14 protein-coding genes and 1 tRNA gene are annotated in these 16,236 nt (G+C 66.4%); 8 read left to right on the forward strand and 7 right to left on the reverse strand.

Translation table 11 applies throughout. The features are described 5' to 3' along the window. Positions 1-3: 3 nt before the first annotated feature. Together HGB10_05135 and HGB10_05140 are read right to left on the reverse strand one after the other, a co-directional pair. Positions 4-1,710 (reverse strand): hypothetical protein, encoded by a 1,707-nt coding sequence (locus tag HGB10_05135; GenBank protein NTU71186.1) that lies wholly within the window; start codon positions 1,708-1,710, stop codon positions 4-6. Positions 1,711-1,851: 141 nt separating this feature from the next. Next, positions 1,852-2,769, reverse strand: a complete 918-nt coding sequence (locus HGB10_05140; protein ID NTU71187.1) for an EamA family transporter — start codon at positions 2,767-2,769, stop codon at positions 1,852-1,854. Between the two features lie 154 nt (positions 2,770-2,923). On the opposite strand from HGB10_05140, the gene HGB10_05145 reads away from it, so the two are divergent. From HGB10_05145 to HGB10_05155, 3 genes are all read left to right on the forward strand, one after another. After that, complete coding sequence (locus HGB10_05145; GenBank protein ID NTU71188.1) at positions 2,924-4,336, forward strand: PASTA domain-containing protein; 1,413 nt, start codon at positions 2,924-2,926, stop codon at positions 4,334-4,336. Positions 4,337-4,655: 319 nt separating this feature from the next. Beyond that, the gene (locus tag HGB10_05150; protein ID NTU71189.1) at positions 4,656-5,156 is read left to right on the forward strand and encodes a hypothetical protein; all 501 of its coding nucleotides are present in this window, start codon (positions 4,656-4,658) and stop codon (positions 5,154-5,156) included. 203 nt (positions 5,157-5,359) lie between these two features. Further along, positions 5,360-6,160 (forward strand): CPBP family intramembrane metalloprotease, encoded by an 801-nt coding sequence (locus tag HGB10_05155; GenBank protein NTU71190.1) that lies wholly within the window; start codon positions 5,360-5,362, stop codon positions 6,158-6,160. A gap of 87 nt (positions 6,161-6,247) precedes the next feature. Here HGB10_05155 and HGB10_05160 read toward each other — a convergent pair. From HGB10_05160 to HGB10_05170, 3 genes are all read right to left on the reverse strand, one after another. Then, a tRNA-Ser gene (locus HGB10_05160) sits at positions 6,248-6,340 on the reverse strand. 112 nt (positions 6,341-6,452) lie between these two features. Beyond that, complete coding sequence (locus HGB10_05165; protein ID NTU71191.1) at positions 6,453-7,490, reverse strand: acyltransferase; 1,038 nt, start codon at positions 7,488-7,490, stop codon at positions 6,453-6,455. Positions 7,491-7,614: 124 nt separating this feature from the next. Next, positions 7,615-8,541 carry a formimidoylglutamase gene (locus HGB10_05170; GenBank protein ID NTU71192.1) on the reverse strand — a complete coding sequence of 309 codons (927 nt, stop codon included), beginning with the start codon at positions 8,539-8,541 and terminating at the stop codon, positions 7,615-7,617. Between the two features lie 169 nt (positions 8,542-8,710). On the opposite strand from HGB10_05170, the gene hutH reads away from it, so the two are divergent. From hutH to HGB10_05185, 3 genes are read left to right on the forward strand one after another with little or no spacing between them, the layout of a single operon-like run. Beyond that, positions 8,711-10,249 (forward strand): histidine ammonia-lyase, encoded by a 1,539-nt coding sequence (gene hutH / locus HGB10_05175; protein ID NTU71193.1) that lies wholly within the window; start codon positions 8,711-8,713, stop codon positions 10,247-10,249. A 22-nt stretch (positions 10,250-10,271) separates the two neighbouring features. Continuing rightward, complete coding sequence (locus HGB10_05180) at positions 10,272-11,939, forward strand: urocanate hydratase (protein ID NTU71194.1); 1,668 nt, start codon at positions 10,272-10,274, stop codon at positions 11,937-11,939. Further along, entirely contained in the window at positions 11,936-13,114 is a 1,179-nt protein-coding gene (locus tag HGB10_05185) for an imidazolonepropionase (GenBank protein NTU71195.1), read from the forward strand. Before HGB10_05180 ends, HGB10_05185 begins: the two co-directional genes overlap by 4 nt. Before the next feature lie 28 nt (positions 13,115-13,142). On the opposite strand, the gene HGB10_05190 is transcribed toward HGB10_05185, so the two are convergent. Both HGB10_05190 and HGB10_05195 read right to left on the reverse strand, forming a co-directional pair. After that, positions 13,143-13,610, reverse strand: a complete 468-nt coding sequence (locus HGB10_05190) for a hypothetical protein (GenBank protein NTU71196.1) — start codon at positions 13,608-13,610, stop codon at positions 13,143-13,145. Between the two features lie 71 nt (positions 13,611-13,681). Next, positions 13,682-13,825 carry a hypothetical protein gene (locus HGB10_05195; GenBank protein ID NTU71197.1) on the reverse strand — a complete coding sequence of 48 codons (144 nt, stop codon included), beginning with the start codon at positions 13,823-13,825 and terminating at the stop codon, positions 13,682-13,684. Positions 13,826-13,930: 105 nt separating this feature from the next. Between HGB10_05195 and HGB10_05200 the strand changes: the two genes are divergently transcribed. After that, positions 13,931-15,853, forward strand: a complete 1,923-nt coding sequence (locus HGB10_05200) for a response regulator (GenBank protein ID NTU71198.1) — start codon at positions 13,931-13,933, stop codon at positions 15,851-15,853. Further along, positions 15,850-16,227 carry a response regulator gene (locus HGB10_05205; GenBank protein NTU71199.1) on the forward strand — a complete coding sequence of 126 codons (378 nt, stop codon included), beginning with the start codon at positions 15,850-15,852 and terminating at the stop codon, positions 16,225-16,227. Before HGB10_05200 ends, HGB10_05205 begins: the two co-directional genes overlap by 4 nt. The last annotated feature ends 9 nt before the right edge of the window (positions 16,228-16,236 follow it).

Consider the following 16,236-nt stretch of genomic DNA (forward strand, 5'->3'; position numbering starts at 1 on the left):
ACGCTAGCGAGGCTTGAGGATGACGTAGTCGGTTCCTGTTGCGACGGGCGTGAACTCCCGGTCGACGTACTCGATGATGTAGTCGCGCGGGTTGGTTGCTCGCCTCTCCCATGCGTCTGCGTCGACCAGCACGACTGTCGGCTGATGCCCCGGCCGCCCCAACCACCCGATGACGAATCGCGACAGCGGCTCCGACCCGCCCTCGGCACCGTAGAACATGAACGGAGCCACCGGCCGGGCGGCGGTGTAGAGGTGAATGCCAGGCTCGCGGTTGTAGACATACAGCCGGTCGGATGCGCTCGTCGTTGCCGACAGCAGTCGGTCGATCCGCCGGAGCTGCTCGGCGTTGGCCTCCGAGGTGAGCAGCCCGGCGTTGACTCCCGTCGCAGGCGTCCTCAGCTGCCACGGGTAGCCCGGTTCGCGCTGCGCGTAGGACCAGCACAGCGCCACGATGACCGCGGTCGACACCGCCCCGATCGCCACGGTGGCTGACAGCGCTTTGGCTTGCCCGGTCCGTGCGCCGAGTTCGTCGAAGGCGTTGCCGAGAAGCACCGCCATCGCAGGAGCCGATACTGCCGCCGCACCCACCCCGAACGCCGTGAAGCCCGTGTTGCTGGTGTAGGCCATCAGCAGCGAGGCACAGGCCGCAACTCCGAACGAGAACGTGAGTGCCCGTCGGTGGGCACCGCCGACGCCCGGGTATCCGGACGCGATCGCTGCGAGCAGTAGCAACGAAGCCGCGTTGAGCGTGCGGAGCCCAGCGTAGTCAACGTGGATCGCGGCGAGCACCGCGACCGGCAGCAGCGCGGTGATCGCCAGCGGGACGCGAAGACGAAGCAGCCGAAACGCGACCATCACCAGAATCAGGTACGTGGCCGGCGCAAGGTAGGTGGCCCCCACAGCGCCTCGGGCGAGGATTAGGGCTTTCGGGAGCAGATCGAGGTAGCCCGCCCAGGGCGACGCGAACCGGTTGTAAGCGATGATGTCCGCGAGTCCCGAGAATGTGCCGGCGAGCGACCATACGAAGGCGAGCAGCACGAGCACCGCCCCTCCGCACGCCGCCGCGCTCACGCGCCAGGACCGCGACAGCACTCCGAGAAGCACAATCGCCACGGCCGCGGTGATGATGTGCGGCGGATAGGCGGCAACCGCCAGACCGAGTGCGCAACCCGACAGCACGAACAGCCACCATGCGTCGCGTCGCGCCGTCAGTGCCAGTCCCGCCAGCGATGTCGCCACAGACAGCGCGATGAGCGTGATCGTGTTGTAGCTCAGCGTGAACCACATGTACGGGACGAAACCGAGCGAACAAGCGGTGGCCAGGAGCGCGAGGCGCCAATCGACGATCCGCCGCAGCAACACGAACGCGAGACCGGCTGCGCCCAGGGCTGCACCAAAGTAGGCGAACCGAAGCGCAATCATGATCCCGTCGAGCCCGCCAAAGACGGCCATCCACGCGCTCACGAGAGGTGTGACCAGATAGCTGGCGAACTGATGGGCGCTCAGGTCGTCGAGGAGAGGTCGCATGCCCAGCGCAAAGCGGTACGACACCGCTGCGTAGTACGACTCATCGCGAATGTCGACGCCGTAGCGAAGCCGTAGGCCCAGCAGCACGACGGCCGCCACTGTGACGACGATGGCGAACACGGACGCGATTGGCGCACTCGGTGCTACGTGCGATTCGTCGTGTGGCTGGTGGGTACTGCTCACGCTCTGGACTCCTCCGAGAATGCGACCCTCTCGGCCTGTTGGCTCATCTGCCCGGTCGGCCCACCGCCCCGCTCACCGTGAGAGTTGGGCGCACCGAGACTCGCTCCTAGCCTACCGAGTATCGCAGAAGCCGCGCACGAATCAGCCCAGCGGCTCCTCGACGGGAACCGGGTCGTCGCCCGACTCGGCGAACACGACCGCGCCCACGATGAGTACGCATGCGGCAAGCTGCATGAGTGAGAGCGACTCGCCGCGTACAGCCCAACCCGCCAGCAGGGCCACGGCCGGAATGAGGTTGATGGCGAGCGACGCTCGGCTCGCGGGCATGAGCTTCAGCGCCGTGTTGTAGAACCCGAACGCCGCGAGGCTGACGGCAAGGCCGAGGTACGCGACGCACGCCCAGGCCACCGGCGGCGCGTTGAGCCATGACGCCGGACCGGACGCGAGCGCCATCGGCGCGAAGAAGACCGTGCCAACGGCCGCCTGCACGCCGGTGATGAGCCACGGGTTATAGCGCATGCTCAGATGCTTCGTGGCCAGCATCGAGCCTGCCGCCGAGACCATGGCGAGCAGCTCGAGCGTATTGCCAAGCAGCGGGTTCGAGGCGCTCTCCTGCACCGTGCCTCCGAAGGAGAGCATCGCAACTCCAGCGAGCGAGAGCGCGATGCCCACGCCCCCGCGCCACGTCAGCCGCTCATGCAGGAACAGCCAGGCCCCTCCTGCGACGAGCAGCGGCACGATCGCAGAGATCACGCCCGCCTGGCTCGACGTGGTGAACTGCACCGCGAAGCCCTCGAACAGGTAGTACAAGCAGGGTATGCACATCGCCGCCAGCAGGAGGATCTTCCAGTCACCGCGTCGGTACTCAGGTCTGGGGATGCGGCCCCAGAACGGTGCGAAAGCGATGGAGGCGATCACCATGCGCAGCCAGATGACGGTCATTGGCGAGAACGCATCGAGCGCGGTCTTGATCGCGACGAAGCTTGTACCCCAGAACAGGACCGCCCCTCCGAGGAGGAGCAGCGGCAAGACTGAGCGCTGCTGTTGCGATGAGGACACGAAGACGCCTTGTGGTCGGAGCGGGTGAGGTCATCGGATTCTAGCGCAGCACGAGGGCAGCGGGTGTCGCATTGGCTATTCTGGGGTTAGCCGAGGGATTCGCATCGGTAGAACGGGAATATTTCTCTGATAGCCCCCGAGAGAGAGGGAACAGATGTCTCGAGATTCCGCGGCGGGAACCGTTCAGCGCACGCTGGTTCCGGTTGGATCGCCAATAGTTCTAATCGTCTCGAAGGGTATGGCTCCGGCCTCCTCGGCGGATGCGACCGTGCCCGATGTCGTGGGCGAGGCTCAAGCCGATGCGCTCACGGCGCTTCAGCAGGTGGGAATGAATGCGCAGATATTCACGCAGGCGAACGAGACCTACGCGCGCGGCAAGGTGATCGCCCAGTGGCCACGATCGCGTGAGCTCGCTGCGCCCGGCACAACCGCCGCCCTCATGGTGTCGTCGGGTGCCCCGGCCGAAGGCACGTCGCTCATGGGCGTCCCCAACGTCGTGGGGCAGACCGAAGCGGCGGCTCAGGCGACGCTGGAGCAGAGCCGACTGTCGCATAGCGTCTTAGCCGCCTTCAGCCCGACGGTTCCCACCGGCGTGGTCATGGCGCAGGTTCCCGAAGAGCGCAGTGTCGTGCCGGCCCCCAAGAGCAAGCTGTGGCTCTGGCTCATGGCTGCGCTCGCCGTGTTGCTCATCGCAGTGGCAGCCATGTTCTTCTTCAATCAGCCGCCTGCGACCGACGAGGTTGTAGTCGTTCCCGACGTCGTAGGAATGGTGCAAGCGGATGCCGAGGCAGCGCTGACAGAGATCGGCCTTACCGCCGGCAGGATCACCGAGAGCCAAAGCACCACAGCGGCCGCCGGCTCGGTCATGTCACAAGACCCGGCAAAGGACGCCGAGGTCGCCAAGGGCTCGAGGGTCAACCTCGTTGTCGCCGTCAAGAGCGATCTGGTCGAGGTTCCCAACGTCGTTGGATCCACCCGAGACAGCGCTTTACAGACACTCGGCCGAGCCGAACTCAAGGTGAGCACGACGGAAGCGGCAAGTGACAGTGTGGCCAAGGGCACCGTGATATCGCAGAGCCCGAAGGCCGGCCAGCAGGTACCTGCTGACACTGAAGTAGGCATCGTGGTCTCAACCGGCGCCAAGCAGACGAACGTCAGCGTCCCGAATGTCGTCGGCATGTCGTCGGCGGATGCGAAGGCGGAGATCGCGGACAACGGCCTCAAGGCCAAGGCCGTCGAGTCCTACAGCGCGTCGGTACCGAAGGGCGACGTCATCGGCCAGTCGCCGTCAGCAGGTGCGTCGGTCGCGGCCGGCACCCAGATCATGGTGCTCGTCTCGGCTGGCCCGGTTCCCTCCGGTGGAGATACCGTCTCGGTGCCGGACGTAGTGGGCATGTCGGTCGCCGATGCGACCGCCGAGCTCACGGCCGCAGGCCTCAAGCTGGTGTCATACAAGACCGACGGCACGGGAGCACCCGCCGACGAGGTCGTGTACCAAACACCGCTCGCCAGCGAGGACGCACCGAAGAACAGCCAGGTCGTGCTTGTGGTGTCCAGCGGGAAGTAGCTGGCGGCACTGAGCGAACGGCGGCCCTGGTCACCATTGCGTGACTGGGGCCGCCTTCTTAGGGGTAAGAAATGAGTGTGGATTAGTACCATATTCTAGGCGCAGCGAACTCACCGCTTTTCTTGCGAGGATGAAGTGCCTGCTTGGCACCGGGAAGGGGCTCTCGTTCCGGGTTGGTTCTATCGCTCTCCGGATAGAACCCTGAGACCCCCCGAAGGGGTTCGTTCCAACGGCGCTGCCGTTGGCGATTCGTGATTCCAGCATGGAGAACTGCATAGACCGCGCGGGTTGGCGTTCAACAAGAGAGGGGTGGTCCACGATGGAGGCAGCACCGGAGGGCATGCGAAGGTTCTTCGTTGTAAGCAAGTTCGGTGTGGGTCGTGACTTCGAGATCGTTGGCGAGGATGAGCAGCGAGTACTCTTCATTGATGGCAAGCTCGGCATGAAGCCCACGGCGGAGGTCCAGGACGCTGCCGGCACGGTGATCATGCGGGTCGAGGGCAAACTGCTTGGAATACCAAAGCGGATGACCATAATGGACGCGAAGGGTACTGAGCTCGCGTCGCTCAAGGCGAAGATCTCCCCTCTCAAGAGCCGCATCGAGATCGCTCTACCCGACGGCGCTCTGTGGGTTCTCGAAGGCAACCTGATCGAGAAGGACTACAGCGTAACCACAGCTGACGGACGCGTGGCGCTTGCGATCAGCCAGAAGTGGATGACTGTCCGAGACCGTTACGCGATGGATGTGGCTGATGGCGTGGATCTGGCATTCGCGGCCGCAATGCTTTGGACCGTCGATGCATTCCGTGAACAGCGCTAGTACTTTGGGGCCGAGCTTCACAGCTGCTCGTTCGGATGCCGGTAGACATCGAATTCTCCCCCTGCCACCGGCCCGCCCACCATCTTGCTGCTCGGCCTTGCCTCCTGGCGATTGACCGCTCTTGACCTCGGGTAATCATCTCTAAAGCGTGTGTAGTAGGGTCTCGCAAGAGAACCCTGGACATCAGACTAAGGAGCACGCCGATGAACGCGGAACGAACAGACAGCCGGCCACCACTGCTCCGACCGTCGGTGCTCGCTGCCCTGGTCGCGTGGGCGATCTACGAGGTAGCCTTCTACGGGATGGCCGCGCTCCCGGGCATCCCGTACACACAGTGGTTTGCCTCCGCGAGCAACGGAGTCCGAACCGCCCTCATCCCGCTTGCCGTCGGTAGCGTGTTCATGCTCGCTTTCGCTCTTCTCTCGCGGTGGGACTACCTGTGGCGCGATCCGATCCGGCTCTCGACCACGATCACGATGAAGATCGCGCTCGTCGCATTCGTCGTGTTGACCGCGATCCGTTTCGTGAGTACGAAATGGAGCGAGATACCGCTGGCGCTTCTCGCGACAATCCTCGCAGCCGGTGTGCTCGTCGGCTTTGCCGAGGAGCTGACGTTCCGCGGCATCTTCCTGCGCGGCATGCGAGCGGGGGGTCGGTCGGAGATAGCGGCAGCGATCTGGACTGCCGCAGCCTTCGGCATATTTCACCTGCCGAATCTCTTTCTGGGAACGGGTGCCGCAGGCGCTCTCCAACTGGTGCTGGCTGCGTTCAGCGGTCTGCTGCTGTACGTATGGCGTCGTCAGTGGGGTGCGATCTGGCCCGCAATGGTGGCGCACGGGGTGTGGGACATCTCTACCTTCACTTCAGGCCAAGCATCGTACCAATGGGCACAGCTTTGGGCACTGCCCTCGGCTGGGATTACGCTCTTGTTGGGCATCGCCGTGCTCGTGAGCATCGTTCGCAACGACCGCGGTATTGTCGCGATACCCGCTGAAACCGAGTAGCACCCGTTCGCGTCGCAGGACCGCTGACGATCGGAATGCCAGACGCCTGCTCCTCGAATCCGAGGAGCAGGCGTCGTCATGTTCATGTGGCGGAGAGGGAGGGATTCGAACCCTCGTAACGGGGGATACCCGCTAAACAGTTTTCGAGACTGCCGCATTCAACCACTCTGCCACCTCTCCGCGAGGTTGCAGCGCTCCCGACAGTGCGGGAGCGGCAGTAACGGAGTATAGCGACCGCATGCGAGGCGGGCAATGCGACCGACGTCGAATCGGGCGGCTCGTCTGCTCTGCATCACGAATCAGCGTCACCAGGAGCGTCCGAGGCCTTCCGACGATACCCCGAGCCGCCGATCGGAGGACCGGGCAAACGCGCAGTCCGCCCGAGGAAAAGGAGCCGAGTCACTCCGAGAATGTTCAGGAGCATCGTCACAGCGATGCTGGCGAGAAGTGCGATCACAAACGTCCCGAGCGGACCCCCGCGCGCAACGAGGAATCGCCCGTGGACTGCGTAGATGCCCAGTGTGATCGTGCCTACCCAGGCGATCCATGACAACCGTGAGCGAAAGCGACTCAGGATCAAATAGGCGACCGCGGCGAACGTCAGAGCAATCGCTACTGAGCTCAGACCGACGACCAACTGGCGGAACGCTGCTAAGACAGTCGCTTCGCTCACAGGAATCCCATCCGGAGCGACGCCCGTGCGAGTCGCCATCCACGCACGGGATGCCACCGCTGCAGCCCCCGCGAAGCCAAGTGCGGGCATCATCCGCAGCACAGTCCCTTCGGCAAGCCCTCCCGGTGCTTCGGCCAATGCCTGGCCGATCACGAAGTAGACCAGAAGGCTCTGAATGTAGAGGACTCCGAAGAACGGGGTCAGTGGCGGCAGCAGATAGAAGATCAAGGAGATTCCCACCGCCAACGCGAGTGGAATCCTCCGCAAGAGTCCGGCGACGAGTTCGATACCCAGAAGCGCATACAGAAACCACAGCAGCCCCCCGTGGTAGGGATTGACCGCCGCACGCCCGAGCCAGAGGACGATCCCTGCCGAACCCGAGTCAGCGAGATACGTCAGCGCAGCCCAAGCGAAGTACGGGACGAGCAGCAACTGCCAACGCACTCGATGGCGCCTATTGCGCGGCGACAGGTATCCGCTGATCAGCACGAATAGTGGCAAATGCACCGAGGAGAGTGCTCGAAACGCAAGTCCGCTCACTCCGGTCGCAGTAGAAGAACTCAAGGCCATCGAGTGACCAAGCACGACGAGAATGATCGCGACACCCCGGAGCGCATCCAGTACCGGGTCCCTTGAGCGTGGCGATGCCTCTGACACGGACGTCTTCCTTCGCTTCCAGTCGCGCGTGACGGTCAAGCGGTACGCGATCGTCGCTGCCGCCCGCACGACGAACCCTTTGGTAGCATGCGAGGCGGGCAATGCGCCCCGCACTCCAGCCGCATCAGCCCTTCTCGCGCACCGCGAATCCCGCAGCCGCTTCGAGCAGCAGCAGCGCTGCAAGCCGCACGGTGCGACCGTCTGCAGCATCGATGGTCGCATCAATCTCGGTGAGGTCGAAGCCGACCACGCGTGAGTCGCTCGCCAGGCAGCCGACGAGCACCCGCAACTCATCCGCCGAGATGCCGCCGGGCGCCGCCGACGGGCAGCCCGGCACCTCGGCCCGGTCGCACACGTCGACGTCGACGTCGACGAACACCCGTCGCCCGCCTGCTCCCGCGACCGCGAGGGCCGCCTCGCACACGCCTACCAGATCCGCGCCGCGAAGTGCCGAGCGCGGCACGACCGTGATCCCTGTGTCGCTCGCGCGCTTCGCGTACGCTGCCGAGTTCGAGAAGTCGCCGATGCCGATCTGCACCACGTTACCTCCCGGCAGCCCCGCCTCGAGCAGCTGGCGCACCGGCGAGCCGTTCGAGACGCCATCGCGCAGGTCGTGATGCGCATCGATGGTGATGAGCCCGACATCTGCCAGGCTTCCGCCCGCAGCGACACCCAGCACTGCGCCCTGAGTGAGCGAGTTGTCGCCGCCCACCACCAAAAGCAGCCGCGAGCGCTTCACCGCCTCGCCGACCGCCTGCTGCACGCGGGTCTGCCCTACCGCCCCGTCCGGCTCGGCCACGTCACCGAAGTCGAGCGCGACCAGTTCGGCGACGTCCACGCCCCGGCTCGCCGAGTAGGTCGAGTAGAACCGCAACGCCTCGCGAACCGCGGCGGGCGTGGCATGAGCGCCCGTGGGCGTTATCGACGTGCGATACGCGGGTATTCCGAGAATGCCGATGTCGGCGACGCTCGTGTCACCCGGCTCGGCAGGTACGAGCCAGCTTGCGGCACGTGGCCACAGCGGGTCGGTGTGGAGGGGCGTCTCGGCCATCTGATCCTCACTGGCTCATCGGTGGCGTGCGCTAGCACGCTGGAGTGGTGTAGTCCCACCGCACACAACTAGACTCACAAAGCCATCCACCAAGGGCGGACAACCCCAAGAGTATTCTTGATTCCCGAGCGGCGCCAACGGGCGCCAACGTCAACCGGAGGAAGCACCGATGCCCGCACCCGTCACGGTCTCGACCGGACCGCTCTCCATCGCCGACGTCGTCGCGGTCGCACGCGAAGGTGCGAGCGTCGCGATTCCGCCGGAGTCGCTCGCCGCGATCGAGGCTGCACGCGCTCATATCGAGCAGCTCGCGTGCTCGGGGCGCGCGGTCTACGGCGTCTCGACCGGGTTCGGCGCGCTCGCGACCAAGTACATCGAGCCGGAGCTGCGCGCGCAGTTGCAGCGCTCGCTCGTGCGCTCGCATGCCGCGGGCGCGGGTCCGTGCGTCGAGACCGAAGTCGTCCGAGCGCTCATGCTGCTGCGCCTCTCCACGCTCGCAACCGGCCACACGGGCGTTCGTTCCTCTACCGCTGCGGCTTATGCAGACTGCCTCAACGCCGGCGTCACGCCGTGCGTGCCTGAGTACGGGTCGCTCGGCTGCTCGGGCGATCTGGCTCCCCTCGCGCACTGCGCGCTCGCGCTCATGGGCGAAGGCGACGTCTTCGACGCAAGCGGCGCGGTCGTCTCCGCCGCCGACGCGCTCGCCTCCGCCGGCCTGACCCCGTTCGAGCTCGCGGAGAAAGAGGGGCTCGCGCTCATCAACGGAACCGACGGCATGCTCGGCATGCTGTGCATGGCCATCACCGACCTGCGCATGCTTGCCAAGGTCGCCGACATCACCGCCTCGATGAGCATCGAAGGCCTCATGGGCACCGACGCGGTCATGGCGCCGGAGCTGCAGGCGCTTCGGCCGCATCCGGGTCAGGGAGCAAGCGCGCGCAACATCCGCCGCCTGCTTGTCGGCTCCCCCATCGCCCACTCGCACCGCGAAGACGACGCGAAGGTGCAGGACGCGTACTCGCTGCGCTGTGCGCCGCAGGTAGCGGGGGCCGTGCGCGACACCGTCGAGTACGCCGCCAACGTCGCCGAGCGCGAGCTCGCAAGCGCGATCGACAACCCGGTCGTGCTCGACGACGGCCGCGTCGAATCCAACGGCAACTTCCACGGGGCGCCCGTCGCCTACGTCCTCGACTTCCTCGCGATCGTGACCGCGGACCTCGCGTCGATCTCCGAGCGCCGCACCGACCGGATGCTCGACACCGCGCGCAGCCACGGCCTGCCGCCGTTCCTCGCCGAGAACCCCGGCGTCGACTCGGGCCACATGATCGCGCAGTACACGCAGGCCGGCATCGTGAGCGAACTCAAACGCCTGGCCGCGCCGGCGAGCGTGGACTCCATCCCTTCCTCGGCGATGCAGGAAGACCACGTCTCGATGGGATGGAGTGCGGCGCGCAAGTTGCGCAAGAGCGTCGACGGCCTCGCGCACGTGCTCTCCATCGAGCTGCTCACGGCTGCGCGTGCGCTCGACCTGCGTGCGCCGCTCACGCCAGCCGCCGGTACCGAAGCTGTCCGCGCGATGCTGCGCGAACACGTTGCAGGAGTCGGCCCCGACCGCTTCCTCGCACCCGAGATGGAACTCGCCTACCGCCTCGTCGTCGACGGCAGTGTGCTCGCCGCCGCCGAGTCGGTTCTCGGCGAACTCGAATAGCCCCGATCATCAGGAGATCGACATGACCGCTGGAGCCCGCCCCGTCAGATCACCCCGCGGCACCGAGCTATCGGCACTCAGCTGGCAGACCGAAGCGCCCATGCGGATGCTCATGAACAACCTCGACCCGGAGGTCGCCGAGCGACCCGACGACCTCGTCGTCTACGGCGGCACCGGCCGAGCGGCCCGCAACTGGGCGTCCTACGACGCGCTCATCCGCACCCTCAAGACGCTCAAAGCCGACGAAACGATGCTCGTGCAAAGCGGCACGCCCGTGGGCGTCATGCGCACCCACGAGTGGGCGCCGCGCGTGCTCATCGCGAACAGCAACCTCGTCGGCGACTGGGCGACGTGGCCGGAGTTTCGCCGGCTCGAGCATCTCGGGCTGACGATGTACGGGCAGATGACCGCCGGTAGCTGGATCTACATCGGCACGCAGGGCATCGTCCAGGGCACCTATGAGACGTTCGCAGCCATCGCCGAGAAGCGCTTCGGCGGCACGCTTGCCGGCACGCTGACGGTCACCGGTGGGTGCGGCGGCATGGGCGGCGCGCAGCCGCTCGCGGTCACCATGAACGGCGGCGCGGCGCTCATCGTCGACGTCGATCCCGCGCGCCTCGAGCGCCGCGTCCAGGAGCGCTACCTCGACGAGTGGACCGACAACATCGACGACGCCATCAAGCGCGTGCTGGCGGCCAAGGCCGAGCGACGTCCCCTGTCGGTGGGCCTGCGCAACAACTGCGCGTACGTGCTACCCGAGCTGCTGCGCCGCGGCATTGAGGTCGACATCGTCACCGACCAGACCTCGGCACACGACCCGCTCGCCTACCTGCCGCTGGGCATCGCACTCAACGAGTGGCAGGACTACGCGGACCGCGACCCGGATGGCTTCACCGACCGCGCCCGCGAGTCGATGGCGCGCCACGTCGAGGCGATGGTCGGCTTCATGGACGCCGGTGCCGAGGTCTTCGACTACGGCAACTCGATCCGCGCCGAGGCCGAGCTCGGCGGCTTCAAGCGCGCGTGGGAGTTCCCCGGCTTCGTGCCCGCCTACATCCGGCCGCTGTTCTGCGAGGGCAAGGGCCCGTTCCGCTGGGCCGCGCTCTCGGGCGACCCGGCCGACATCGCCGCGACCGACAAGGCGGTCCTCGAGCTCTTCCCCGACAACGATCCGCTCCACCGCTGGATCCGTCAGGCCTCCGAGAAGATCGCGTTCCAGGGACTCCCGGCGCGGATCTGCTGGCTCGGCTACGGCGAGCGCGACAAGGCCGGCGTGCGCTTCAACGAGCTGGTCGCCGACGGCACCATCTCGGCGCCGATCGTCATCGGCCGCGACCACCTCGACTGCGGCAGCGTCGCCAGCCCCTACCGCGAGACCGAGGCGATGCTCGACGGCTCCGACGCAATCGCCGACTGGCCGCTGCTCAACGCGCTCGTCAACACCGCATCCGGCGCGACGTGGGTCAGCATCCACCACGGTGGCGGCGTGGGGATCGGCCGCTCGATCCATGCCGGTCAGGTCACCGTCGCCGATGGCACCGAACTCGCCGCCGAGAAGATCTCGCGCGTGCTCACCAACGATCCGGGCATGGGCGTGATCCGCCACGTCGACGCCGGCTACGACCGCGCAACAGAGGTCGCCGACGAACGCGGCGTCCGCATCCCGATGCGCGAGGGAGACTCCGCGTGAGGCAGGCGACGCTCTTCGACCACATCGGCGAACTCGTCACGTGCGACGCGCGCGAGGGCGACGGCTCGGCGCTCGGCGTGCTGCGGGACGCGGCGCTCGTCGTTGAGGGCGATCGCATCGCTTGGATCGGTCCGTCCGAGCAGGCACCCGACGCCGATGTGCGCGTCGACGTGGGTGGCCGCGCCGTCGTGCCCGGCTTCGTCGACTCGCACACGCATCTCGTCTTCGCGGGCGAGCGCTCGGCCGAGTTCGCCGCCCGCATGGCCGGCGAGCGCTACACGGGCGGCGGCATCGCGACGACCGTCGCAGCAACGCGCGCCGCAAGCGACGACGAGCTGCGTGCGACAGCATCAGCGCGCCTCGTGCAGATGCACGCGAGCGGCACGACCACGGTCGAAGCCAAGAGCGGCTACGGCCTCGACGTCGCCACCGAGGCGCGGCTGCTGCGCATCAGCCGAGAGTTCACCGACGAGACAACCTTCCTCGGCGCGCACGTCGTGCCACCCGAGTTCGCCGATGACCGCGCGGGCTACGTCTCGCTCGTCTGCGGCGAGATGCTCGCTGCGTGCGCGCCACTCGCGCGCTGGATCGACGTCTTCTGCGACGAGGGCGCTTTTGGCGCCGAGGAGACCCGCGGGGTCGTGCGTGCAGGAGTCGCGGCCGGCCTGCTCCCACGACTACACGGCAACCAGCTCGTGCACGGTCCCGGCGCACAGATCGCTGCGGAGTTCTCGGCGGCCAGCGTGGATCACTGCACCTACCTCACCGACGATGACGTGATCGCGATGCGCGATGCAGGCGTGGTCGCGACGCTGCTCCCCGGTGCCGAGTTCAGCACGCGTTCCCCCTACCCGGATGCTCGGCGCCTACTCGATGCGGGCGTCACCGTGGCGCTTGCGACCGACTGCAACCCGGGTAGCAGCTACGTGACGTCGATGCCGTTCGTGATCGCGCTCGCCGTGCGTGAGATGCACATGACGCCGGACGAAGCGCTGCTCGCCGCAACCTCTGGAGGTGCGGCGGCGCTTCGCCGAGACGACATCGGTCGGCTCGCTCCCGGCAGCCGCGCCGACTTCGCGATTCTCGACGCTCCCAGCCACCTGCACCTCGCCTACCGCCCCGGCGCTTCGATCGTGGCGCAGACCTGGATCGGCGGGCACAAGGTCGCCGGCTAGTACATGCGGCCCGCGCCGCGAGGGAGCGCTACGGCGCCTCTGTGAGGCGAAGCTGCTTTCCGTTCTTCGCATCGATGGCAATGGTGACGGCGTAGGCTTCGCTCGGCTCGTTGTTCACGGTCATGCGCGAGTAGGTGAGTAGCCACTCGCCCTGGAAGGCGACCTGATTGACCAGCGAATACTCCTCGCTCGACGTGCCGTACGCATCGCCCATCGTCTTCTTGCGGTGGGCGACGAGCATCTCGCCGCCGAGCGCCTGCGCTTCGACCTTACTGATGCCACCTTCGGCAACCGACGGGGGGACGGGCTTGGGCTTCGGCGTGATGGTGATCGGATCGGCGATCTTCTCGGCGACCGGTGAATCGACCTGCGCCTGCTCGCTGGGTTGCGTCTGCGTCGAGTCTTGCGACTGGCTCGGCATGGTCGAAGCGCCTGACCCACATCCCGCCACCACGGCGACGCTCGCGGCCAGCAGTACTACGAGAACGACCCTCATGCAGCTCCCCGCCCTCTCATGTACTCACCATGCATGCACGGCATCACGCTGGTCCCAATCCCCCCACCGTGCTAGCGCATCCAGAACCACCAGACGGATACGCTGAGCAACAGGAACAAAGCGAACAGCACCAGACAGCCGATACCGAAGATTCGGGCGCCATCGGCGTCCGGGTTCATCGGCCGGTCGGGCTGCCCCGGTTGACGCTTCGCCATCTGGCCGCCCTCCCCGGACTCGCCACGCACGATGCCACTGAACACGCATCGTAGCAGGCGATAAGGGGAACGACGCCGCGCGCGCGGGCAGGGAACGCGCCCGAGATGCCGAAAGGGACGGTGTACGCCGCACCGTGGCGCGGTGTGCCGCTGTCCTCACTGCCCAAGAGCCTGGAGCGCGCGATGAGTACCGATCACTCGCCGATAGACCCGCACGACCTCGACGATGCGCTGTTCTGCTTCGCGAAGGAGGGGCTGCTCGCATTCGATCCCGACGGTCACATCGCACGAATCAACCCGGCGGCTTGCTCGATGCTCGACGTCGAAGAGAACAAGATCCTCGGGTCGGACAAGCCGCTTGCAGCGATGCTCGGCACGGAGGCCGCGGCCGAGCTCGAAAGCGCCGAGGGCCGTGCCGTCGAACTGCAGCTCGACGACCGTGCGACGCCGCTGGTCGTCACCGCCCGGCTCGACTCGGTGTTCGACGGCGACGGTGCGCTTGTGGGTCGAACCCTTGCGCTGCACGACATCACCCACGAGCGCGAGATCGCGGACATGAAGAACGAGTTCGTCTCGACCGTGAGCCACGAGCTGCGCACGCCTCTCACCTCCATCAAAGGCTACGTCGACCTCATCCTCGATGGCGATGCCGGCGAGATCAACGAGATCCAGCGCGACTTCCTCGGGATCGTAAAGGAGAACTCCGACCGTCTCGTCGAGCTCATCAACGAGATGCTCGACATCTCGCGCATCGAATCGGGCCGTGTACATCTGCGAATCGAGCCGATGAGCGCCTCCGACGCCGTCGAGGGTGCCGTGGACACGTTCCGCGGCGTCTTGACGCAGACCGGGCGCACGGTCAACACCAACATCGAGCAGGGCCTGCCGGCCGTCGCAGCCGACCGTGACCGGATCGGGCAGGTGCTCATCAACCTGATCAGCAACGCGCTCAAGTACTCGCCTGCGGGCGGTGACGTCAACGTGGGAGTGCGCAAGAAGGGCGAGTTCGTGTGGATCGGCGTGTCCGATCGCGGACTGGGCATCAGCGAGGAAGACCTCCCGCGCATGTTCACGAAGTTCTTCCGCGTCGACTCGGCGATGACGCGCGAGATCGGCGGCACCGGCCTGGGGTTGTCGATCTGCAAGACGATCATCGAGCTGCTCGGCGGGGAGATCGGCGTCGAGAGCGAGCTGGGTATGGGCTCGACGTTCTGGTTCACCTTGCCGGTGGCCCCGGTCGAGATGGTGCGCATCCCGCTGCTTGAGGCCCCCGACGGCCCGGTCACCGGCACGATCCTCGTGGTGGATCGGGACGCCGAAGTCGCGGACCTCATCGGCACGTATCTGGAGCGGCGCGGCTACGACGTCATCAAGGCGCACACCGCCGATGAGGCACTCGTGGCGGCGCTGCGCTACAAGCCCAAGGCGATCACGCTCGACGTGATCTTGGACGAGGGTGACGGGTTCGACCTGCTGCACCGCCTCAAGGAAGCCCCCGAGACCGCGAACATCCCGGTCGTGGTGTTGTCCATCGTGTGTGACGAGGGCAAGAGCTGCCGTATGGGCGCCGCGAACTACCTCGAGAAGCCGATTGACAAGAGCAGGCTGCTGTCGATGATCGACGAGATAGTGGGCGCCGTGGACTCCCCTGTGGCACTCGTCGTCGACGACGATCACTCGATCGTGCAGTTGCTCTCCGAGACGCTGCGGCGCAAGGGTTTCGCGGTCGCCGCAGCCTACGACGGCACCGAGGCGATCGCGTCGCTGGAGCAGCGGATACCCGACATCATCGTCACGGACCTCAAGATGCCCAAGATGGACGGCTACGACCTCATCCAGCGCGTGAAGACGACGCCTGAATGGGCCCACGTACCCGTGGTGGTCATGACGGCGCATCGCATCGATCCGGAGCGCGTTCGTCTGCTCGATCTGGCGACCCACCTGCTCAACAAGCCGATCACCCTCGATGGGCTCGCCCGCGAGGTCGAAGCCGTGCTCGTGGGCCGCAACGCGGAGGTGCACCAGTGAAACGCATCCTCGCCGTCGATGACGAGCCGCACATCTTGAAGCTCATCGCGTTCTCGCTGCGGTCGCACGGGTTCGAGGTGCTTGAGGCCTCCGACGGACTCTCCGCCGTCAGCGTGGCCGCAGCCGAGCTGCCGGACCTCATCCTCCTCGACGTGATGATGCCGGCGCTCGATGGCTATGAAGCATGCCGGCGCATCAAGGCCGACCCGGCGACCGCCAACATCCCGATCTTCATGCTGACGGCCAAGGCGCAAGCCAGTGAGCAGCAGACCGGCCTCGATGCCGGAGCCGTCGACTACATCTGCAAGCCGTTCACCCCGAAAGACCTCGTCGCGACAGTCGAGGAGTTCTTCACCACGCAGTCCGAGTCTTAAGGAAGGGGC

This window comes from Coriobacteriia bacterium, from assembly GCA_013334745.1.
Lineage (GTDB): Bacteria > Actinomycetota > Coriobacteriia > Anaerosomatales > JAAXUF01 > JAAXWY01.

Excerpts from the sequence above, each read along its gene's own strand:
- HGB10_05190 (NTU71196.1), bottom strand. The coding sequence starts at position 13,610 with ATGAGGGTCGTTCTCGTAGTACTGCTGGCCGCGAGCGTCGCCGTGGTG.
- HGB10_05155 (NTU71190.1), top strand. The coding sequence starts at position 5,360 with ATGAACGCGGAACGAACAGACAGCCGGCCACCACTGCTCCGACCGTCG.
- hutH (NTU71193.1), top strand. The coding sequence starts at position 8,711 with ATGCCCGCACCCGTCACGGTCTCGACCGGACCGCTCTCCATCGCCGAC.
- HGB10_05150 (NTU71189.1), top strand. The coding sequence starts at position 4,656 with ATGGAGGCAGCACCGGAGGGCATGCGAAGGTTCTTCGTTGTAAGCAAG.
- HGB10_05180 (NTU71194.1), top strand. The coding sequence starts at position 10,272 with ATGACCGCTGGAGCCCGCCCCGTCAGATCACCCCGCGGCACCGAGCTA.
- HGB10_05200 (NTU71198.1), top strand. The coding sequence starts at position 13,931 with ATGCCGAAAGGGACGGTGTACGCCGCACCGTGGCGCGGTGTGCCGCTG.
- HGB10_05145 (NTU71188.1), top strand. The coding sequence starts at position 2,924 with ATGTCTCGAGATTCCGCGGCGGGAACCGTTCAGCGCACGCTGGTTCCG.
- HGB10_05195 (NTU71197.1), bottom strand. The coding sequence starts at position 13,825 with ATGGCGAAGCGTCAACCGGGGCAGCCCGACCGGCCGATGAACCCGGAC.
- HGB10_05170 (NTU71192.1), bottom strand. The coding sequence starts at position 8,541 with ATGGCCGAGACGCCCCTCCACACCGACCCGCTGTGGCCACGTGCCGCA.